Below are 20,994 nucleotides of genomic sequence, written 5' to 3'. Positions count from 1 at the left end.
AAGACCGGTTTCAGTCGGCTGTCTTTGTCGATCTTAGAATCCCATGGCTTTAGTCGTGGGAGTATGTCAAGTAAATCCCCGTAAAATTTATAGATGTATAAAAACACAGTAATGTCAGTCACTTCGATATTACGCATATACTTATAAATATATTGGGGGATTTACAATTATAAATTTATATTTTGAGTTTTTGTTGTATTGTTCTGAGCCATATGATAACGGAAGATGGTAAAAACATCTTTAATATTTCACGTAACGCGCTATTTATTCTCAAGAATATTTTCTTAAAAGTGAGTTGTGAATGAATTTGGTTTTGTTTTACGCTTCTTTCATATAACTTATATATATCATTGCAATACTTTGCTTTGAGAATGACCCCAGTCGCTTGCAAAATCCTTGCAGGTTCTTTTGTACCCCAAGAGAAAAATAAACTGCGTACAACATCTCCAATATATTTATTTGTATCTTCATTAATTTGAAAAGCCGCAATATTAGGGTGGATGTAGTCGTTTTCAAAAATACTTAAAGTAACTTTATCCGCTACAACAGTGTCGAATAATATTTTTGTGGCATAAGCTGTTGGGTGATGTGGCTTAAAAAAGAGATTAACGTCATGTAACACGACGATAGCATTCCTATTAAGATAAGGAAACACTGAAAGAAAATTCAAAGTTTCGGCTGGATGTTTGTGAACAGTATCCAATAACAAAAAGTCAATATTTCCCTTTATTTGATCTTCTATTATTTCCGCAACGTCAACTCCTAGATGTAATTTCCATTGAGACTTACCGTGGAAAAGTTCTTGGGCCTTCCAGCCAGAAGTTTTAGAAAAATTTTTATAATATTTTTTTGACCAATCTACCGAATGAAGGATTGCTTCAGAGTTATCTTTAAGAGCATTCAATAAAACACAAGTACTAGCACCTGCTGCAACACCAACTTCTAATATTTTCTTAGGTTTGAAATATCGCACAAAGCCGTTAAGAAAACAACTTTCTTGGTACGTCATCTCCGAAAATTCCTTAATGTCCGTATATATTTCATCTACATAAGAAGTGGCATATTGTTCTATAGAACAATTTATATCTTTTAGTAACATTAAAAAAACTCCTTAAAGTGAAATATTCAAACAACGTAGTATACACATTATAGCAATAAATATGGCCAACAGAGCACGTAAACTTATCTTTGCAAAGACACAACTTATTTTGATGCCAAGCAGACAGTCACTGTCTGTGTTCACTTTTCACAGGAGGTGATGATTTCTTGGCGCTCAAAATCGTCTTCCTGTGTTGCTATAGAAGAACATTTTTTCATATGGAAGGACATTTTTTTATATAGAAGGACGTTTTTTCATATGGAGAATATTGCACTACTTATTGCAACAAACTTTTATCTGCACTTTTGCAAGATTGATCGCAACCCTCGCTCGCCGTCCAGGTTGCTTTACTTTTGCAATCGATATCCTTACAACTTACGGTTTGGGGAGTTCCGAACCCTATTGACAAATTTATTCTTTATAATGTATGATGTCAGACATCCGATAATAATGTTTTGAATTGGGTGATGTTTGTGAAAGCGGTTTTCAGCCCCTTGGAGCGAAAGAGCAGGAGCGTTGTCGTTTTCGAGGCGTTACAAGAAAAGGTTCAATCCGGTTTCTGGAAACCGGGAGATCGTATTTATACGGAGGCCGAGCTGTCCGCCGCGTTCAACGTCAGCCGTTCGACAGTGCGGGAGGCTCTCAACCTCTTAAAGGCTAAAAACCTGATCTACACCGTCCCCGGATTGGGAACGTTCGTGAGTGACGCTCCTGACGCGGAACGAAAAATTCTTTTTCTAGACGCCATGAACCTCCGGGACGTTCTTCATGTTATGGAATTCAGGGTTGGCTACGAACCCTACTGCGCGGCGTTGGCCGCAGAACGAATCTCTCGCGAGGAGATCGAGGAACTGATTTCCTGCATCGAACGTCAGGCGTCGGGTATGTCGTCCGAGGGAAAATGCCCTGAGTTCGCCGAGATGGATGTTTTGTTTCATGGCCTAATCGCGCGGGCGACTCGAAATGTCCTCTTTTCCCATTCCTTCGATTTGATTCGTGAATCTCTTCTAAAACAGCAGATTATCTCCGCTTCCTACTCCGAAAGGCGAAAGAAAGCGCTGCAATATCACAAACAGATCATTCAGGCTTTTGAGAGACGGGAAAAAACGCAAGCTCAGTTGGTCATGTACGAACATGTCAGTGAAACAAAAGGTTCCATTTCGTCGTTGCTGAAAGAAAAAGAAAACTGAAAGAAAGCTGAAACATTGAGGAGGTTGTTTGAAAAGTGGACAAAGACCTACAAAATTTTCTCAGGGAGAAAGCGCGTAAGGTTCGTCTGGGGATTATCGACACCCTTGGTATCGGTAACAGGGGACATCTTGGAGGATCGATGTCGTGCGCGGACATCGTGGCGGTGCTGTATTTCTACAAAATGCGCCAATCCGCCGACGAACGGAACGACCCGAACCGCGACCGTTTCATCATGAGCAAAGGGCACTCCGTACTGGCGCAGTACGCCGCTTTAGCCGAGGCCGGGTACTTCAAAAAAGAGCTTCTCGCCACGACCAAGAGCCTGGGCAGTCTTCTACAGGGTCACCCCGAAAGACGCGCTCCAGGCATCGAGGCCAACACCGGTTCTCTGGGTCAGGGCCTGTCTGTGGGCGTCGGTATGGCTCTGGCTGGCAAGATGGATGACCTCGACTATCACGTCTACGTCCTCGTCGGAGACGGGGAACTCGCGGAGGGACAAATCTGGGAAGCCGCGATGGCAGCCAGTCATTACGCGCTGTCGAATCTCACGGTGATCGTGGATATGAACGGTGTTCAGGCTATGGGTAGAACCCGCGACCGCTACGCTATAGGCAACATTCCCGGACGGTTCGCCGCTTTCGGCTGGAAAACGTTTGAGATCGACGGGCACGACGTAGCGGATATTGCCAGGGCTCTAGACAACGCAACGAACGTAAGAGGCTGTCCAACGGCCATCGTTGCCCGCACGGTCAAAGGAAAGGGCGTCTACTTCGCGGAAAACACGCACATCTACCACAACAACCTTCTCACGGTCGAAGATCAAGAAAAGGCTATCGCGTCTGTCATGGTAATGTGAAGGGAAGATTGACATGGAAAAAGCAGAAAAAGAAAAAATAGAACAACAGGAATACAACCCCCGTGTCGCTTACGGATTGGCGCTTTTGGAGCTGGCCAGGGCTAACAGGAATATCGTGGCTCTGGATGCGGACCTTTGCGCCTCCACCCAGTCCATCCAAATCGAAAAAAACCTGCCCGACCAGTATATCGAAATGGGCATCGGAGAGGCCAATATGATCTCCGTCGCGGCGGGGCTAGCGCTATGTGGCAAAATTCCCTTCGCGCACTCTTTCGCGGTGTTCGCAACGGGGCGTCCTTTTGACCAAATCCGGCAAAGCGTCTGCCTGCCGAACCTGAACGTAAAAATCGTTGGTTCCAGCGCGGGACTTTCCGACTTTGGGGACGGCGCCACTCACCAATCTTTTGAAGACCTGGCCCTCATGAGCACTTTGCCCAACATGACCGTTCTGGCGCCTCTCGACGCCGTCGAAGTGGGCAAGGCCGTTCACGCCGCGGCGGCGATTGAAGGACCCGTGTATATCCGGCTCAACCGCAACGACCTTCCCGTGTTGACCGACGAATCGACGCCTTTCAAGGTTGGAAAGCCCCTGGTGCTGGTCGAGGGCAAGGACGTAGCGATCTGTGTCAATGCCGTCACGGCGGGTATGGGGATCGTCGCGCGCGCGCTTCTGAAAGAGCAGGATGTTGATGCCCGCTTGGTGAACTTCAGTACAATAAAACCCTTGGACAGGGAAGCCGTTCGCGCGGCTCTGAATGGGGTTCGCGCGTTGGTCACGGCCGAGGAACACAGCGTTATCGGCGGGTTAGGTGCCGCCATCGCCGAATGTCTTTCCGACTCGCCCTTGCCAATGGAGCGCGTTGGAATCGCTGACCGTTATGGTCAGTCCGCGCGCACTTACGAACAACTTCTTGAACATTACGAACTGACGGCGGAGGCCATCGAGCAGGCCGCGAAGAAAATATTGAAAAGGAATTGAAAATGAATTGAAAATGAATTGAAAGTGGATTGGAAATGATCTAATGATATTGAAAATGATATTGATATTGAAAATGATATTGAAAATAATCTGAAGCAGCTTGTCGATACTAAAAAACAGAAGGAGGAAGCGACTATGAGGAAGTGCAGGTTCTTTGCGGTGGCGCTCGTTGTGTCGATTCTCGCGGGAGGGGTTTTTGTGGGAGCGGAAGCGGCGGATAAGGTCTGGGACAGAGGAACCCCGACGGTATACGTGGGTTTTGGTGCCGGCGGCGGCACGGATACGGCGGTTCGTCCATTGGTCGCGCTGATGGAGAAACATCTCGGCGAGACTATCAACGTCGCCAACATGCCTGGAGCGGCAGGCGCTCTAGCGGCGGAAGATGTTCAGGGGAAACCGCATGACGGCTACAGCCTCTTCGCCACGGGGTCAGGCTGTTTCGGAGGCTACACCATCAACAACACCTCGCCCAACGGCGTGCCCTGGAACTGGTGGGGATTCCACCACATTCAGGGACCGGCAGCTCTCGTCGTCAATCCCGAAAAATCGGGAATCAACACGGTCGAGGACGCGATCACGGTTCTGAAAGAGGGCAAGGCCAACGTGGGGGTTTCTTCTCTCGGAGCGGGCATTCATGCCTTCGTTGAAGCGTTCGCTAAGGCGGCAGGCATCGAGACGAGGATTAACTACGTCACCTCCGGCGGGGACGGCCAAACCTGCGTCGCCGTCATGGCCGGCGAGATCGAGATCGGCTCCATCTCCTTTTCGGCGGGCGTCGATTACGCTCGTTCCAACAGCTTGAAAGTTCTCTTCCTAAACAGGCGGGAAGCTCTTGAACTAGGCAACGGCCTCACTATCCCCCCAATCACCGATTTCGGACCGCAGTACGCGAGCGTCCCCGACCTGGCGGAAACGTGGCCCGTCATGGTTCCGCGCGACACCCCCAAGCCCATCGTCGACAAATTACAGGAGGCCTTTCTCTGGGCGTGCGAACAGCCCGAAATGAAAGAGTTCGCTGAAAGAATGGGCTATCAGGTTATCTCCCGTTATGGCGAGGAAGCCGACAAGGTATTGGATTATCAGTACGCGGCCTACGCTTGGGTGGTGTACGACGCCGGTTTGGCCGAAACCGACAAATCGCCGGCGGCCTTTGGTATTCCACGCGCGGAGGAATGGGACTGGAACAAGGAAAAGGCGAAGTACGGATATCAGTGACGCTTAGGCTCCACTCAAACCCGGCAGGGGCCTAAGGCCCCTGCGCCCCATTAGCAGCCGATACCCTGGGGCGTTGAGCGAGAGGAGCTACGGTTTCTAACCATCAGGTTTTGAACAATAACCATCAGATTTTTAGCAATATAAACAAAGCATCCAGAGTTAAGAAATCCAGCGTTAAGAAATTAAAACGCGGGATTAAACGAGAGCAACGTAAATTTTCTCGAAAAAATAATTATAGAAAGAAGGTGAAACCTGCTACTGAAAAATTTACGAACCTATATAAACAGCGTATTAAAGTCCAGAAAGCCTACTACGGACTTGATTGTGTAAGAAAAAACTATACCAACAAAATAGCCTGTGCGCTGGTGATGGCCAAGCCGGGCTATATCACAATCGAGGACCTTAATATTCTTGGAATGATGAAAAACAAGCGTCTCTCAAAGGCTATAGCGGAACAGAATTTTTACTGTTTTGAAAGCAAGCTGGCAGAGAAATGTAAGAGGCACGGTATAGAGCTTCGAGCCGCTGACCGATTTTGTCCCTCATCTTTTTTCCCTCATCTTTTTCCCTCATTGAAGATGCGCTCGAGAGGTGCTCGAATTGTGGAGCTATTAAAGAAGGATTTGAAGCTCGGTGACCGTGTCTATATCCGCCAAGAATGCGGGTTGAAAGTTGAAAATAGACCGCGATTTAAACGCGGCTATGAACCTGTAGTGTAAAGCTATGTACCGTGGGTGGGCTACACGGGAATTTAAGCCTTTGGACTTCCGTACAAACTTGAGTAGCTTTGGCGAAAGAGGGAAGGATGAAGAAGGAAAAATAAGGATGAAAAAGGAAAAATCTGGACTATTACACATTTATGTGGGTTTTCAGTGGCAGGTTTTAAGGCTTGTCAAATAAAGCGCAGAAATTGGCGGGAGCGGATTTCATTACGGCGGTTCTGTTGATTCTATTCGGCGGAATGTTTTTTATGGGCGCGCGGAACATGAGGATATACCAGACGTTCTTCATATCGCCTGGTTTTTTTCCGATGATTCTGGGGATTCTTTTTGTATTCTTTGGAGGTGTTCTTCTTTATACTTCGTCGCTGAGAGGGGGACGCGTGGATGCCCTTCGTATTCTCTCGGCCGGCAACCTCAAAAGAAGCTTCACCTCTCCCGTCTTTAAAAAGGGAAGCGTCGTTTTCTTATTGATCCTCGGCTACGTGGCTCTTCTAGGTAAATTCAACTTCGCCGTTCTGAGCATGGCGTACCTTTTTTTGACGTTCCTTTTTCTGAAGGCGACGAAATGGTACTGGATGATCGCCATCTCCGTGGCCGCACCGCTAATCGTTCAGGTGGTTTTCAGCCAACTCTTCAGGATTCCCTTGCCATGAGGAACCCGAGAACGATAGAGAGAGGAGACTAAATTAAACATGGAATATTTCCAGCATATCACGGGAATGTTCGTCGCTATGACGCGGGACCCGTGGATTATTGCTTTAATTTTCGGCGGGTCCGTCATGGGGCTTCTGGTGGGGGTCATTCCCGGCCTGACCGCGACGATGGCTCTGGCTCTTCTGATCAACATCTCCTACGGAATGCCGCTGGAGCGAGCCGTGGCTTTTCTTTTGGCCGTCTATGTCGGGGCGACGTCGGGGGGATTGTGCTCGGCCATCATGATCAACATCCCTGGAACACCCGCCGCGGCTGCGACAACTCTCGACGGCTTTCCTCTGGCTAAGCAGGGCAAGGGCGGACTGGCCATCGGTACGGGGTTTATCGCGTCTTTCATCGGAACGGTCTTCAGCATTCTCATCATGCTGACCCTGACGCCGGTGCTCTATCTCATCGCCATGAAATTCGGGCACTGGGAGATGTTCCTTCTGGCGATATTCGGCATCATGATCTGCGGTTCCCTCAGCACCGACAAAGACCCCATCAAAGGCTGGATCGTCGGATTTCTCGGCTTCGCCCTCTCGATGGTGGGTATGGAGGCAATCTACGCCTATCCACGCTTCACATTCGGCATTTTCCAGCTCAGGGGCGGCATTCCCCTGATCGCGACCCTGATCGGCGTGTTCGGCATCTCGGAGGTCCTGGGCGTGTTGCAGGAGAGTGTTCCCTATAAAATCGAAGGAAAAGTAGGCCGAGTCATTCCGCCCTTCAATGTCTTCAAACCGCTAATTCCCTCTATTCTACGCTCCGGGGTCATCGGGGTTATTATCGGTATTATCCCTGGCGCCGGGGAAGACGTGGGGGCGTGGCTGGCCTACGACATCGGCAAAAGGCGATCCAAAGACGGCGACAAATTCGGAACTGGAATTCTGGAGGGCGTTCTCTGCCCTGAGGTCGCGAACAACGCCGTCATCGGCGGGGCGATGATTCCTCTTCTGACGCTGGCCGTACCGGGAAGCCCCCCCGCCGCTATGTTCTTGGCCGCGATGAACCTCCACGGCGTCCGCCCGGGACCGATGCTCAACATTGAAAACCCGGCGTTCCTTCCCATGGTAGGGGCCGCGCTGATGTGCGCGTCGGTCGCGATGCTCTTCTGGGGGTTGCTTCTGGCGAAACCGATGGTGAGCGTTCTCAAAATCAAGAGAGAGCTACTCCTTCCCCTTGTCGTCCCTCTGACGGTCATCGGGGCTTACAGCGGCGGTGTCCGAATTTTCGACGTGTACCTGATGCTATTCGCTGGAATGATCGGCTACTTCCTTCGGCAAATGGATTACCCGCTGGCCCCGATGGTACTGGGACTGATCTTAGGACCCCTCGCCGACGTTAGTTTCCGGCAGGCCCTTATGCAAAGCCGCGGGGCGTTCTTGCCCCTTCTTCAGCGTCCCATCGGCCTGATTCTGCTGGTTGCTGTCGCGTGGCTGATCTGGGGCGGCATCGTCCGCGCGAGGGCCTACTATAGAAGACTGGAAGCCGAAGCCGCCTCCTGAGCGTGAATATCAGTATGAATATAAGATAGGGTAGGAAAAGTACGATTGAAATATGATTAAATCTATGTTAATATATGTAATTATGAATATATTGTTAAGCATAGGTGAAGCATCTAAAACATTACGCTGTGAGTTCCACGGTGTCAGCGGTGTCAGCCTGTGGAGAGGAAAGCTCTGGACGTCGTCGCGAGATGATGGTGAAACTGGCCTCGGTGAAGCAGGAAGCCAACAGTAAACTTGCTCCTGATCATATTTGATCGGATTTATTCAGGTTTGCATAGGTTTAGTAGAACGGTAGGAAAAGATAGGTAGGATAAGATAGGAGTGGTAGGGTTGGCGGATTCAGGACGCCCGTCCGTGGGGGTATATCTGGAGAAGATTTTTTCTCTCGACGGAAAAGTGATTCTTTTTACAGGCGCGACCGGAGGAATCGGCAGCGTCCTTTGCAAAGGCTTCGCCAACGCTGGTGCGTCCGTGGCGCTCTGTGACATGGACGCCGCTAAATTGGCGGAACTGGAGAAAGAAATCAAATCAGAATCAGAAATCGAATCAGAGAGCGGAAGGGAGGTTTCTTCGTTCGTCCTTGATCTTACGCGCATGGACGACATCCAGAATTGCGTGGAACGGGTGGTGGAGAAACACGGGCGGATCGACGTCCTGTTCAACTGCGCGGGAATCAACAAACGCGAGGGCCTGCTTGACGTGGAGGAAAGCACCTACGACCGCATCATGCAGATCAACCTGAAGGGGCTGTATTTCATCTCCCAGAAGGTCGCGAAACACATGCGGAAAGCGGGGAAGGGTAACATCATCAACATGGCGTCGCACAACTCCGTGGGGATGTTGGGGGGATGCGGCGTCTACGGCGCGACAAAAAGCGCCCTCACCGCGCTGACCCGCTCAATGGCGGTGGAGTGGGCAAAGTTCGGCATCCGTGCCAACGCCATCGCGCCCGGCCATATCCTGACCCCCCTGACCACCGTGACCTGGGAGCATCCGACGCGGAGCCGTTACCTGAAGGAACGTATCGCGATGGAGCGCCCTGGCACACCGGAGGAAATACTGGGAACCGCCCTTCTGCTGGCATCCGACGCGTCTTCGTACATGTCCGGGATGATGGTCCACATCGACGGCGGCTGTTTGGCCGGCGGCGCGCCCTGGGACTTCGACACTAAGTATTGACGGCTCATTAATGACTAATTGATAATTCATTGACGGCTCGATTGGTTGTCCAAAGGGAACGCGTTCCGCAGGGTGATGCCGTTTTTGATGATGTACAGGGTCTTGCTCGCATGCCGGCGGATATTTTCCATGGAAAGCTGGCTCGTCACGCTATGGAAGATGAAGATGTCGGTGACAAAATGCACGCACAACTCGGCCAAGGCGGAGGAGTCGATATCGGGCGCAATGATATTTCGTTCCTTGTCGAACTCGATGGCGATGAGAAAGGATTCTTTGTATTGGATTTGCTGACGCTGGATCAGTCCACGGGAAACGCCGTGAGCATGACTGTATAGTTGTTTACCCAACTCAATATGGTCCGGGTGCATCAGCAAAAACTCGCTGTCGCGCAAGTAAAAGGCCTCGAAAAACTCGATGAAAGGCGCTTTCTTATACAGATTGAAGGCGGGCTTTACGTACTCGGCGCGCCGCGCGCGCAAAGTGTCGAAAATATAGACGTACATATCTTCCCTGTTTGAAAAGTATTGATACAGGCTACCGCGAGAAATTCCGGCCGCGCTGACGATGTTGGAGAGGTTCGCCTCCTGTACGTTGCGCTGCTTGAATTCTCTAATGGCAGCCTGTAAAATTTTTTCCTGTTTTTCCACTGCCAGGTTGCGGAATGTTCGAGTCGGCATTGCTGGCTCCTTTGCGTTTATTTTTTCAATTTATTTTTTCAATTTTTTCAAAGTAAATCTAAAACAGTATAGCGCAAAGTCCATGTTATACCAACCCGCGATACCGCCTAAATCTTATTTTTCCAAAATTTTGAAACGTAACAACGCTTCGCCTTCGATAACGACCGCGCCCTCTTGGTTAGTACAGATCGTCGACAGGCGCACTTGATATTTTTCGGGGTTGAGGTCCGTTATCTCGGCGGTGGCCGTGATCGTGTCCCCGATAAAAACGGGCTTTTTGAATCGAAGGGACTGATCCATGTACAGACTGCCCGGACCGGGAAGCCGCAGGCCCAGCACGGCGGAGATGAAGCCGGCTCCGAACATCCCGTGGGCGATAGGCTTCCCGAATATAGAATTTCGCGCGAATTCCTCATCCACGTGGAGAGGGTTACGGTCCCCCGTCAAATCCGCGAATTGCTGAACGTCTTCACGAGTGACCGTGTGCGCCAGCGAATCCTTCATTCCTATCGCAAGCTCGGAAAAAGTGTATCGAATAACTCCCATATTTTATTCTCCTTTCTTGCCTTTATTTCAGGTTTTATTTTAGACGCTATTTCAGGCTACGCGTACTTCCGCCGAGCCATTGACGAAACCGAGAAGCAGGGAAGCGAACTCCGACGGCTTTTCGTACATCGAGGCATGACCGCACCCCTCGATGACCACATGTCCGACAGCTTCGGGTATAAGATCCACCAGCTCCCGCTGCTGGCAGAGCGGGGTCACATAGTCGTATTCGGAGGAAATAACCAAGGTGGAAGCCGTTATTTTACGCAGATTCTCACGCTCGTCGTGAAACTCAGCGCTGCGAATCAATCGCGCGAAAGAGTCGTACACCTCCGGAGCGAAGGTCTTGACGAACGTTTCCTCCCTGGCCGCGCACCATTCGTAATTTTTTTCGTAAAACCAAGGGGAGTAGATAATCGGGATGCAGGTCTTGAAAAACTGGTGGCCGTCGTAACTCTTGCAGGCGTACTCCCAGGAATGCCCGATGTCCCGTAGCCAAGGAGAGGTATAGGCGGTCGTGTTGGCGAGAACCAGGCGCTTTACTTTTTCCGGGCGAAGGGAGGCCAGCTTCATGGCCACTTCACCGCCGTAGCTGATGCCCGCCAGATTCACGGAGCTCAATCCCAGATGTTCTATGAGAGCCCCCGCCGCCCCCGCCGGAAGGTCCTGAGTGTACTCCCGGTCCATTTTCGCGCTTTTGCCCTGATCTGGGAAGTCCAGCAACAAAAGACGGTTTTTCTCCGTAAATCTGCGCTCGAAGAGTTTCCAGGATTCGCAGGACATGAAGACCCCGTTTAAGACCAGCAAGGGTTCGCCGCTGCCCATGTCTTCGTAATACAGATCCCGCTCCTCATACCGAAAGGTCGCCATGACAAGATCCTCCCAGGCTTACAGCCAATATTGCGATTTTCGCGCCGCGGCACGCAATTCTTCCCGAAACTTGGGGTGCGCGATGGAGATCAGAAGCTCGGCGCGCTCACGGATGGTGGAGCCCCTCAGGTTTACCGCGCCGTATTCGGTGACGACCCAGTCCACGTCGTTGCGAGAAAGGGAAACGGCCGCGCCCTGTCTGAGCGTCGGCACGATCTTCGAAACCTCCTCTTTCTCGCCCGTGGTCTCGTTCTTCAGCAGCGCCGTGCTGTAAAGCGCGATGACGCTGCGCCCGTTTTTGCTGTCCTGAGCGCCCACTGCCGTGTCGCTCTGACCGCCGGTTCCGGAAATCTGCGTGGGGCCCACGCTTTCGCTGCAACACTGACCGGTCAAATCCACTTCCACCGACGTGTTGATACTGACCTGGTTGTCATTGCGGGCTATGACGTGGGGAGCATTGACCCAACTGCCCCGTTTTACCAGAATATCCGGGTGATCATTCATAAACTCGTACATCTCCTGGCTGCCCAGGGCGAAAGCGCACACCACTTTCCCAAGGTCCATTTGCTTTTTGCTGCCGTTCACCACACCTTGTCTCATCAGCTTCATGATGCCGGTGGTCATCATTTCGGTGTGGATGCCCAGGTCTTTTTTCTCGTTCAAAAATTCGCAGACCGCATTGGGGATACCACCGATCCCCACCTGAACACAATCCCCGTCGTGGATGAGATCCACAATATGCCTGCCGATATTTTGGTCTTTTTCGTTGGGGGGAACGTCTGGAATGGTGGGCAAAGTGTAGTCACACTCGATCACGTAGTCCACATCATCCCACTCCAGGTAGTTCTCGCCGAAGCTGTGGGGCGCTCCCGGCGTAATTTCCAGGATGACCACGTCGGAATGTTTGGCGATTTCCTCCTCATACACGTTACCGGCGGAGAAGCGGACGCGGCCGGTCTCCTCCGGCATGGAGGCTGAACTGATGAAAATGTTTGTTTTTTTGTGATAGTTGCGCTTGGTGCCGGCGAAGTGAAGATGGTTGGGAATGAAGGAGACGCGCCCGGTTTTGTGCAGTTTGCGCAGAGGTGGGGAGTAGAACCAACTATCCAGCTTGAAGGCGCGCTCAAAATATTTTTCTGAAAGGTATTCGCCCGGGACGGTGGACAGACAATTGGTGACGGTCACATCCTCCACGCGATCCGCTATGTGGTGCAGGTTGGTTAGGAACTCCTTTGGCTCGGCCGCGGCCATGCCCACGGTGATGTTGTCACCCGACTTCACCATAGCGAGAGCCTGTTCCACAGAAATTTTCTTCGCGCTGTAGTCGAATATCATTATCGCTATCGCTCCTTTTAGACTCGCTTAGACTCGCTTATTTGCCCCAGCGCACGCAGGTAGAGGCCCACACGTACCCGATGCCGGCGGCTATCATGGTCACAAGGGTGCCGTCCTTGACCTTGCCGTGCTCCAGTCCCAGGGACAGGGAAAGAATCTGGTCGATCTGTCCCATATGGCCGTAGTCTTCTAAGTAAAAGGTCTGTTCCGGCGTGAGACCCAGCTCCGCGACCATCGCCAAGTGCTGGCTCCGTTTGAAGTGAAGGATGGCGAGGTAATCAATATCCTTTCGAGTGAGGCCGCCGCTTTTGCGGAGGCTCTCGTCGATGCAATGGTACCAATTCGAGACGCTGACCTCGTTCAGGCGTGTTTTCATATGAGGGGCGTTCAGCAGGCGCAGGGATTTGTAGCCTTCTTCCACGTTGTCAGGTGTGAACGGTACCGCGATACCGCCGATCTCGACACCCGCGTCTCGTGCCAGGGAGCCATCGGCCATAACGTGGCTTCCCAGCACCAGGTTTTTGTCCAGGTTTTTTTGCAGAATCAGCGCGCCGCCGCCAGCCGCTAGGTTGTACATCATGCTCATGTCTTTGTCGGTATAGTCCACAAAGTCGCCATTGCGGTACCCGCCGGCGATTAGGACGGTTCGGATTTCGTCGTCGGCGATCAGCATGTCCTTCGCCATTTTAATGGCCGCGCAGGTGGTACAACAGCGGTTCGCCACGTCGATGCCCCAAGCGTTCACGGCGCCGATTCTGTCCTGGATGTAAAGCGCTGAGGTGGTGAGGGGGTATTCTTTCCACTCCTCGCCCACGCAGAGAATCACGTCGATCTCCTTCGGGTCCAGACTGGCGCGATTCAGCGCGTCTTGCGCGGCGCGAGCCCCCATCTCCTGGGTGCCGTCCTCCGGGCCCGGGATGGTTTTTTTGACAATCCCCAGCTTATCTCTGACGGCCTCCTCGCTCCAAATGCCCTTAGTCGCCTCCGATATTTCTTTGGCGGTCATGATCGATTGAGGCAAATACAAACCATGACCCACAATGCCAACATTTTTAGCTTTCACCCTGCAAAATCTCCTTTCTGTAACAAGTAACAAGTAACAAGTAACAAGTAACAAGTAACAAGTATAAATACAAGTATAAAAACATTAAGTATAAAAAAGTATAAATGTCAATATTATGGACGTTTTGAATGTCGATTAAATATGACAAGTATGACAAGCATGTCATCCCGTCAATTATAAGTATATCAAAGAAATTTCTTTATCTCAAGAGATCGGAAAACTTCTTGCCAAGCGGCGAAATTACAATTATAATGGGTTCAAACTTTCCAGTTTCTCTAAGTTTATTTGAATTGACAGAGCATAATTTTTTTCGGTTTTAATGACATAGCTGTCATCATCAGAGGCTTATGTCTTTGGAGAGGGGCGGATATTGTGGGCAACGAATGGGGTACCATCCTGCAGCTTTTCACGCGCAGCCTAGAGACGGGCAGCGTATACGCTCTCGCCGCGCTCGGCATCATCATCATTTATCGCACCAGCGTTATCACGCATTTCGCTCAGGGGTCCATGGGCATGTTCAGCACTTTTGTGGTCACCTACGCGTTTTTGTCTCTGCGCCTGCCTCTGTGGCTTTCCACTCTGTGCGGAGTCGTCTCCGCCGTGTTCACCGGGTTCCTGGTGGACGTACTGATCATTCGCCGGACGAAAAAGGTGTCGCCGGTGGGTAAACAGATCATCACCCTGGGGCTTATTATGGTGTTCCTTGGACTGGCCCCCATGATGTTCGGGGTGGCTCCTTTGCTGCTGCCTCGCTTCATACAAAGCGGAGATCTATCTTTTGGGGGAGCGTCCATCTCCTACAACGCCATTTTGAACATCAGCCTGGGACTGCTCATCATGGGAATTTTGTTTTACGTGCTTCAGGAAACCAAAATGGGTCTCGCCATACGTGCAACAGCATCCAACGAGCCTGTGGCCCGCCTGATGGGCGTGCCCACCCGGCAGGTAACGCTGACGGCCTGGGCCTTGGCGGGGATCTTGGGCTGCCTGTCGGGGGTAATGATCGCCCCCACCACCACGGTGACCACAGTCTTGATGAACCCCGTGCAGGTCAACGCCCTTTTTGCCTGCGTGCTGGGCGGGTTCCAGTCTTTCTATGGTCCGGTTTTGGGTGCCTATATCATAGGAGTGGGACGCAATTTGCTTGTGTATTACGTCAGTTCCATATGGGGCGAGCAAATTATGTACCTTCTCATTCTGATTTTCCTTATCTTTCGCCCTAACGGAATCATCGGCCAAAAATTCATCAAAAAGGTCTAGAAAAAGGCCTGAGGGGGAAATTCTATGAACGATATCCATTCGACTCCTGGAGGCAAAAGCGGGTTCGTCGCGGCGGTTTGGCGCAACACCTATCTGCGTTTTGTTGTTTTCGGGCTTCTCCTGGCCGGTCTGCCGCAGCTCTCGAACATGGGCCTGATGAGAAACAGCACGTTAAATTACATTGGAAACGTGCTGATCTACGCGGTGGCTGCCTTGGGGCTGAACTTGCTGCTGGGTTACTCCGGGCTCATCTCGCTGGGGACGGCGGGGTTCATGGGGTTGGGGTCCTATATTGCGGCCTATATTGTCAAGGATTTGGGCATGTCCTTTTGGGCGGCTCTTTTGGCCGCAGTTCTCATTCCTACCCTGATAGGCGTCATAGTGGGGCTCATTTCGTTGCGCATCGAGGGTATTTATCTCGCTATCGCCACTCTCTGCGTGTCGGAGATCCTGCTGAAGAGCTTTGAGCAAGTGGACGCCATAACGGGAGGTATGCAGGGCAAGAGCGTCTCCTATCCCGTCATCTTTGGGCACTCGTTCACCCGCAGCGGGACCTTCATCTTGTTGGTGGTGTTTCTCATCTTGATGATGATTCTCACTCACAACCTAGTGAACGGCCAGATAGGCCGCGCGCTCCACACTATGAGAGGCAGCGAAGTAGCGGCTCAAGCTATGGGCATCAACTTGCTGAAGTACCGCCTCGTCGCCTTCTCCCTGGCCACGGCTTACGCGGCGCTCTCCGGCGTGTTGTACGTGTTCTTCATCAAATTTTCCTATCCCTCCGTGTGGAATCTGAACCTTTCGCTATATGTGCTGGCCGCCGTGGTCATCGGAGGGTTCCGTTCCATCTACGGTACAGTGGTGGGCGCCTTTGTGGTGTGGGGGATACCGGATATCTTCTTGAAGAACATTCCAGTTCTAGGCGGCATCAACGGGTTGCCTTACATTTTTAACGGCATTCTCATTATTGTGGTCATCATGTTCGCGCCTCAGGGAATCTCTGGGCTGTGGCACCTGTCGAGGCGATTTCTGCAAAAGTTCAGACGCGCGCCCTCTAGGGAAAGGAAAGTAGGATGAGTATGGACGATCCCCTCATGAATTTGGGCGCGGCTCCCCAGGAGACCACCCACACCCTAACAGACCAGGAGGTATTGCGGGTGGAGCGCTTGTCCATCAGCTTTGGCGGTCTCAAGGCTGTCAACGATCTGACCTTCGCCGTGCGTAAAAAAGAGATTTTTGGGCTCATCGGTCCTAACGGCGCGGGTAAAACCACGGTCTTCAACTGCATCACTCACTTCTACAAGCCTGACGAGGGCAACGTGTTTTTCCGCGTCGGCGACGAAAACACGGAAAAAGCGGAAAAAGTGGAAAAAGTGGTGAACCTGATCGATTACCCTGTGCACAACGTCATCCGGCTGGGTCTGGCGCGCACGTTCCAGAACGTGGAGGTCATCAAGGAACTCTCGTTGTTGGATAACGTCCTTGTGGGGGCGCATATCGACTTCAAGAGCACGATCTTCGCACAGGCCTTCAAGTTACCTCAGGCCCGGAGGGAAGAACGGCTTTTCCGAAAGAAGGCGGAGGAAGCTCTGGAATTTTTGGGCATCGCGGACCGGAAAGATCTGCCGGCGGGTGGACAGCCCTATGGTGTTTTGAAGAAAGTCGAGCTGGCCCGTACCCTAATGGCGAAACCCCGGTTGATTATTTTGGATGAGCCGGCGGCGGGCTTGAATGATACCGAAACCCACAGCTTGTCGGGGGTGATTCGTCAGGTGCGGGATGAATATCACTGCGCCATTCTTTTGGTGGAGCACGACATGCGTCTGGTGATGGGAGTGTGTGACAGAATCTGCGCCATTTCCTTCGGCAAATTTTTGGCCTGCGACTCGCCGAGGGAAATTCAGCGTAACAAGCTGGTGCAGGAGGCTTATCTTGGGGAGGAAGAGGCATGAGCGGAATCGCTTTGAGCGTGAAGGGACTGAAAGTGCGCTACGGGGCGATCGAGGCCGTGAAGGGCGTAGATATTGATCTGCTGGAAGGGCAAATCGTGGCGCTGCTGGGGGCTAACGGCGCGGGCAAAACCTCCACGTTAAGGACGCTTTCCGGTCTGAACCCCGCGGCGAGCGGCAAGATAACCTGTTACGGACGAGACATCACGAATATGGACGCCGAGAAGATAGCCGCCCTGGGCATCGCCCAGTCCCCTGAGGGGCGCCAGATTTTTGGCGATATGACGGTGGAGGAAAACATGAAGGTGGGCGCCTTCACAGTGCGCGACAAAAAAGTGATCGAAGAGGGTTTCAAACGCTGTTACCGATTCTTCCCACGTTTGCAAGAACGGAAAAAGCAGATGAGTTACACTCTTTCAGGTGGCGAGCTACAAATGTTGGCCATGGCCAGAGCTTTGATGGCCAACCCAAAGATTTTGCTGCTGGACGAACCTTCTTTGGGGCTTGCTCCCCTGGTGGTGCGAGATATTTTCGCCATTATCAGCGAGATCAGACAGGAGGGCGCCACGGTGTTGATTGTAGAGCAGAACGCGCTGCAGACCTTAAAGATCGCCGACTACGCTTACGTTATGGAGGTAGGGGAGATCAATATACACGGCCCTGCCTCTGAACTGATACGGGACACCCGGCTGGTGGAGGCTTACCTGGGCTCTGTCTAGTGATTTTCCTTTGTGTTTGTCGTTTGCGCGACAACACGACAAATGGGCAATGGTTACTATATCTACATATCTCAAGATCGGGAGGGAAATAAGATGAAAAGGTTGTTTACTATGCTTTCTGTAGTAGCGATTGTGGGATTGCTCCTTTGTGGGGAAGCTTTGGCCGTGAACTACTCTCAGGGCGCCGATGACTCCAAGGTAGTGGTAGGGAACTCCGCCGCGACTTCCGGCCCCTATGCTCCTGTTGGTGTGCCGTTTTTGGCGGGTATAGAGGCCTACCTGAAGATGGTGAACGCGGAAGGCGGCATTGACGGGCGTCAAATCATCTTCAACCACATCGCCGATGACGAATTTGACCCAGCCAAGGGCAAAGCGGCTCTGGCAAACCTGGTGGAGGATGAAAAAGTTTTCGCTATCGTCGGGCACTTTGGCACCCCCGTGGTGGCAGCCACTGTAGAGGATCTGAAGGAGTATGGCATTCCGGCCGTTTATTTCGCCACTGGTATCGGTCAACTTTACGCCGACAACGCCAAAACCAACGCTGAGGGTTACAACATCTTCCCGGTACAGCCTCTCTATATCACCGAGGGGCGCATCATGGCGGCTTACGCCACAGGTCGTTTCAGGGCCAAGAAAGTGGGAATCATCTATACCAACGACGACGCGGGCATGAACCTGTATCGGGGCGCGACGGATCAGATCAAGGAGATGGACGGCATCGAGTTCGTGGCCGAGCAGGTCACGGCAGGCACGGCGGACGTGTCGGCGACGGTCACTTCCATCAAGAACGCGGGGGTGGACTTCATTATCGTGGCGTCCATTCAGGGCACTATGCCCACCATCGTGAAAGAGCTGGCCGCTCAGAGCGTCAACAAGGATTGCGTCACCACTTATGTCAACGTGGACATCGCTATGAGCAGTGCTATTGTCAACGATATCAAGAGCAAGTTCGACGTGTACGGCTTGGGGTGGGTGGCCTACGATGATCAGGGCGCGCTGGACCTCTATGTCAAATGGGCACCGGAGCAGTACGCGATGAATACATATGCCCAGACCGGTTGGGTCGCAGGGTGTTTCTTCTGCGAGGGATTGCGTCGCATCACGGGTCAGGACATCACATGGGAGAATTACATGAAGACTCTGGAAAACGGCGGACCTATTAAAAATCCCTTTGGCGGTGTTATCGACTACGCTAACGGCAGGCGTCGTGGAACCCAGGAAATGAACCTCTCCAAGGCCGTTCCTGCCTCCGATCAATGGAAATCCGGCTGGGAAGTTGTGGCGCCTCTCACCAGCATTGAGGCTCTGCTCGCCAAATAGCCGGTAATTTTGTAGCGAAATTGTAATCTTATCAATAAGGGGCCGCTCTTTTGGAGTTGGCCCCAGGGTAAACAACAGATATCAGGTCTAATTCCCGTTCTGTGCTTTCTCCGACAGATTTTTTTAGGTATTTTACTGCTTGGACACAAGATTTAGCTGAAAAAATCTTAGGAGTTATCGCTATTGATGGCGAAACTTTTCATAAATCTTTTGATTCTGCCTAAGAAAAAAAAAGCCATTCACATGGTTAGCGCGTGATACCACTTGATTACTTCATTCCACGAACAGGTTTTAGAGGTGCAGGGCAAGAGCATTTACTTTTGGCTGAGGAAGAGTCAGAATTAGGTAATGAATATACAAAAATTGAAAAAAGCACTAGCAGTAGTTGGCGATCCTCGCTGGGCATACGGGAATCTTCGTCACAAGCTTGAGAACATAATCATCATAATCAGCAAAATCCTCGGTTTGCCGTCAACAATTTGTCTGGGAGAAGATTTTGCCGATATGGAGGAGTTTGCCAAGAAACGGAAAGAATGACTGCGTGATTTTCTCGAATTGTCCAATAGAATACCGAACAGTGACACATTCCAGCGCGTTTTGGGAGGCCTAAACCCGACGAGTTATCGAAGTTCCTCAATAACTGGATTGGAGAGAGTCATCAATCTAGCTCCATTATAAATATCGATGGTAAAACGATACGTGGGAGCGGCAATGCCGACCATAAAGCGTACCATGTTGTCAGCTCATGAGTTGTGGAAAACCGGATAACGTTGGGTCAGATAAAGGTTGATGAGAAAACGAACGAAATAACTGTCGCGCCAGAACTTCTGGACATGCTTCTGGACATAATTGATGTAGAGGAAAATATAATCACAGTGGATATGAGCTAAACATGAATGTTTTACGGAAAAGCGTGCTGTTTTTGACTAAGAAGGCCTGCCTCGGACGCAAACAACTCGAGGCCAGAAAAAAGATACTTCAAGCCGCTCTCAAGCAGGATGTATTGTCGAAGATTCTTTTTACTCAAAAGTAAATGCTGTTGCCCTACAGGGGGTGACTGCAATGTTGACAAAAAAGGAATAGACGGGTATACTTCTACTATGTTTAAGGGCGGATAGTTCAGTGGTAGAACACCTGCCTTACACGCAGGGAGTCACAGGTTCGAACCCTGTTTCGCCCATTTGTGTGAAAAATGCGGGGTCGTAGCTCAGTTGGTTAGAGTGTCGGCCTGTCACGCCGAAGGTCGCGAGTTCGAGTCTCGTCGGCCCCGCCATTTTGAAATATAGCAGGATGAGGCGGGATAGCTCAGATGGTAGAGCAGCGGACTGAAAATCCGCGTGTCCCCAGTTCGATTCTGGGTCCCGCCACCAGGTAATTTAAACGCGGAAGTAGCTCAGGGGTAGAGCACAACCTTGCCAAGGTTGGGGTCGCGGGTCCAAATCCCGTCTTCCGCTCCAAGTAATACCAAGGGTTTACGCAGATGAGCGTAAGCCCTTTTTTCTTTCGTTATAACACCTTTATAACAAATATAACAAAATAAAAAAAGCAGGGAAGAGAGCCCCCGCCCTTCCCCCTTTTCATCAACCGTTTTCCTCCAGTCTTCTTTTCGCGATGGTGCAGTACTCCAACTCTTTCTCGACGGCCAGCCAGCGCCGTCCCAATCTCTCCGCGGCGACCGCTGTGGTTCCGCTTCCGACGCAGTGGTCCAAAACCAAGTTATCTTCGTTGGTGTAGGCGCGGATCAACCACTCGAAAAGCGCCAAAGGCTTTTCTGTCGGGTGGCCATGATGTTCACTGTTCGAAAAATGTA

22 protein-coding genes and 4 tRNA genes are annotated in these 20,994 nt (G+C 51.3%); 19 read left to right on the top strand and 7 right to left on the bottom strand.

Annotated features, from left to right (window positions below; translation table 11 throughout):
• Window positions 1–175: 175 nt before the first annotated feature.
• Window positions 176–1,099, bottom strand: coding sequence for a class I SAM-dependent methyltransferase (locus tag LBJ36_08620; GenBank protein ID MDR1379099.1), 924 nt, complete (start codon window positions 1,097–1,099; stop codon window positions 176–178).
• Window positions 1,100–1,563: 464 nt separating this feature from the next.
• Here LBJ36_08620 and LBJ36_08615 point away from each other — a divergent pair, with 464 nt between their 5' ends.
• The 9 genes from LBJ36_08615 (at window position 1,564) to LBJ36_08575 (ending at window position 9,445) form a co-directional block, all read left to right on the top strand.
• Window positions 1,564–2,289 carry an FCD domain-containing protein gene (locus tag LBJ36_08615; GenBank protein MDR1379098.1) on the top strand — a complete coding sequence of 242 codons (726 nt, stop codon included), beginning with the start codon at window positions 1,564–1,566 and terminating at the stop codon, window positions 2,287–2,289.
• 35 nt (window positions 2,290–2,324) lie between these two features.
• The gene (locus tag LBJ36_08610; protein MDR1379097.1) at window positions 2,325–3,146 is read left to right on the top strand and encodes a transketolase; all 822 of its coding nucleotides are present in this window, start codon (window positions 2,325–2,327) and stop codon (window positions 3,144–3,146) included.
• A 13-nt stretch (window positions 3,147–3,159) separates the two neighbouring features.
• Complete coding sequence (locus LBJ36_08605; protein MDR1379096.1) at window positions 3,160–4,125, top strand: transketolase family protein; 966 nt, start codon at window positions 3,160–3,162, stop codon at window positions 4,123–4,125.
• 135 nt (window positions 4,126–4,260) lie between these two features.
• Complete coding sequence (locus tag LBJ36_08600; protein ID MDR1379095.1) at window positions 4,261–5,340, top strand: hypothetical protein; 1,080 nt, start codon at window positions 4,261–4,263, stop codon at window positions 5,338–5,340.
• Window positions 5,341–5,450: 110 nt separating this feature from the next.
• Window positions 5,451–6,059 carry a hypothetical protein gene (locus LBJ36_08595; GenBank protein MDR1379094.1) on the top strand — a complete coding sequence of 203 codons (609 nt, stop codon included), beginning with the start codon at window positions 5,451–5,453 and terminating at the stop codon, window positions 6,057–6,059.
• Between the two features lie 170 nt (window positions 6,060–6,229).
• A complete protein-coding gene (locus LBJ36_08590; protein ID MDR1379093.1) occupies window positions 6,230–6,715 on the top strand; it encodes a tripartite tricarboxylate transporter TctB family protein in 486 nt (161 codons plus the stop codon).
• A 39-nt stretch (window positions 6,716–6,754) separates the two neighbouring features.
• Entirely contained in the window at window positions 6,755–8,263 is a 1,509-nt protein-coding gene (locus tag LBJ36_08585; protein ID MDR1379092.1) for a tripartite tricarboxylate transporter permease, read from the top strand.
• A 104-nt stretch (window positions 8,264–8,367) separates the two neighbouring features.
• Window positions 8,368–8,520 (top strand): hypothetical protein, encoded by a 153-nt coding sequence (locus LBJ36_08580; protein ID MDR1379091.1) that lies wholly within the window; start codon window positions 8,368–8,370, stop codon window positions 8,518–8,520.
• Between the two features lie 76 nt (window positions 8,521–8,596).
• On the top strand, window positions 8,597–9,445 hold the full coding sequence (locus LBJ36_08575; GenBank protein MDR1379090.1) for an SDR family oxidoreductase: 849 nt from the start codon (window positions 8,597–8,599) through the stop codon (window positions 9,443–9,445).
• 26 nt (window positions 9,446–9,471) lie between these two features.
• Here LBJ36_08575 and LBJ36_08570 read toward each other — a convergent pair whose 3' ends face one another.
• The 5 genes from LBJ36_08570 to LBJ36_08550 all read right to left on the bottom strand — a co-directional run bounded on the left by LBJ36_08570 (window position 9,472) and on the right by LBJ36_08550 (window position 13,936).
• Window positions 9,472–10,122 carry a TetR/AcrR family transcriptional regulator gene (locus LBJ36_08570; protein ID MDR1379089.1) on the bottom strand — a complete coding sequence of 217 codons (651 nt, stop codon included), beginning with the start codon at window positions 10,120–10,122 and terminating at the stop codon, window positions 9,472–9,474.
• Between the two features lie 114 nt (window positions 10,123–10,236).
• Window positions 10,237–10,668: a MaoC family dehydratase gene (locus LBJ36_08565; protein ID MDR1379088.1), complete on the bottom strand. Its 432-nt coding sequence runs from the start codon at window positions 10,666–10,668 to the stop codon at window positions 10,237–10,239.
• Window positions 10,669–10,719: 51 nt separating this feature from the next.
• Complete coding sequence (locus tag LBJ36_08560; GenBank protein MDR1379087.1) at window positions 10,720–11,538, bottom strand: alpha/beta hydrolase; 819 nt, start codon at window positions 11,536–11,538, stop codon at window positions 10,720–10,722.
• A gap of 18 nt (window positions 11,539–11,556) precedes the next feature.
• The gene (locus LBJ36_08555; protein ID MDR1379086.1) at window positions 11,557–12,873 is read right to left on the bottom strand and encodes a hypothetical protein; all 1,317 of its coding nucleotides are present in this window, start codon (window positions 12,871–12,873) and stop codon (window positions 11,557–11,559) included.
• Between the two features lie 37 nt (window positions 12,874–12,910).
• Window positions 12,911–13,936 (bottom strand): 3-oxoacyl-ACP synthase, encoded by a 1,026-nt coding sequence (locus LBJ36_08550; protein MDR1379085.1) that lies wholly within the window; start codon window positions 13,934–13,936, stop codon window positions 12,911–12,913.
• A 372-nt stretch (window positions 13,937–14,308) separates the two neighbouring features.
• Here LBJ36_08550 and LBJ36_08545 point away from each other — a divergent pair, with 372 nt between their 5' ends.
• The 10 genes from LBJ36_08545 to LBJ36_08500 all read left to right on the top strand — a co-directional run bounded on the left by LBJ36_08545 (window position 14,309) and on the right by LBJ36_08500 (window position 20,641).
• The gene (locus LBJ36_08545) at window positions 14,309–15,196 is read left to right on the top strand and encodes a branched-chain amino acid ABC transporter permease (protein MDR1379084.1); all 888 of its coding nucleotides are present in this window, start codon (window positions 14,309–14,311) and stop codon (window positions 15,194–15,196) included.
• Window positions 15,197–15,220: 24 nt separating this feature from the next.
• Window positions 15,221–16,273: a branched-chain amino acid ABC transporter permease gene (locus tag LBJ36_08540; protein MDR1379083.1), complete on the top strand. Its 1,053-nt coding sequence runs from the start codon at window positions 15,221–15,223 to the stop codon at window positions 16,271–16,273.
• Window positions 16,270–17,148, top strand: coding sequence for an ABC transporter ATP-binding protein (locus tag LBJ36_08535; GenBank protein MDR1379082.1), 879 nt, complete (start codon window positions 16,270–16,272; stop codon window positions 17,146–17,148). Before LBJ36_08540 ends, LBJ36_08535 begins: the two co-directional genes overlap by 4 nt.
• Complete coding sequence (locus tag LBJ36_08530) at window positions 17,145–17,864, top strand: ABC transporter ATP-binding protein (GenBank protein ID MDR1379081.1); 720 nt, start codon at window positions 17,145–17,147, stop codon at window positions 17,862–17,864. Before LBJ36_08535 ends, LBJ36_08530 begins: the two co-directional genes overlap by 4 nt.
• A 93-nt stretch (window positions 17,865–17,957) precedes the next feature.
• Entirely contained in the window at window positions 17,958–19,184 is a 1,227-nt protein-coding gene (locus tag LBJ36_08525) for an ABC transporter substrate-binding protein (GenBank protein ID MDR1379080.1), read from the top strand.
• 348 nt (window positions 19,185–19,532) lie between these two features.
• On the top strand, window positions 19,533–19,721 hold the full coding sequence (locus LBJ36_08520; protein MDR1379079.1) for a transposase family protein: 189 nt from the start codon (window positions 19,533–19,535) through the stop codon (window positions 19,719–19,721).
• A gap of 571 nt (window positions 19,722–20,292) precedes the next feature.
• Window positions 20,293–20,364 (top strand) — tRNA-Val (locus LBJ36_08515).
• A gap of 16 nt (window positions 20,365–20,380) precedes the next feature.
• Window positions 20,381–20,457: transfer RNA gene (locus LBJ36_08510), tRNA-Asp, on the top strand.
• Window positions 20,458–20,478: 21 nt separating this feature from the next.
• Window positions 20,479–20,554, top strand: a tRNA-Phe gene (locus tag LBJ36_08505).
• A gap of 12 nt (window positions 20,555–20,566) precedes the next feature.
• Window positions 20,567–20,641 (top strand) — tRNA-Gly (locus LBJ36_08500).
• 123 nt (window positions 20,642–20,764) lie between these two features.
• On the opposite strand, the gene LBJ36_08495 is transcribed toward LBJ36_08500, so the two are convergent.
• Window positions 20,765–20,994 (bottom strand): site-specific DNA-methyltransferase (locus tag LBJ36_08495; protein ID MDR1379078.1); only part of this gene is annotated, 230 nt, incomplete at its 5' end.

It is taken from the genome of Synergistaceae bacterium (assembly GCA_031267575.1).
Taxonomy (GTDB): Bacteria; Synergistota; Synergistia; order Synergistales; family Aminobacteriaceae; genus JAIRYN01.
The sequence above is the reverse complement of the archived record's forward strand: the minus strand, read 5'-3'. Positions and strand labels throughout refer to the sequence as shown.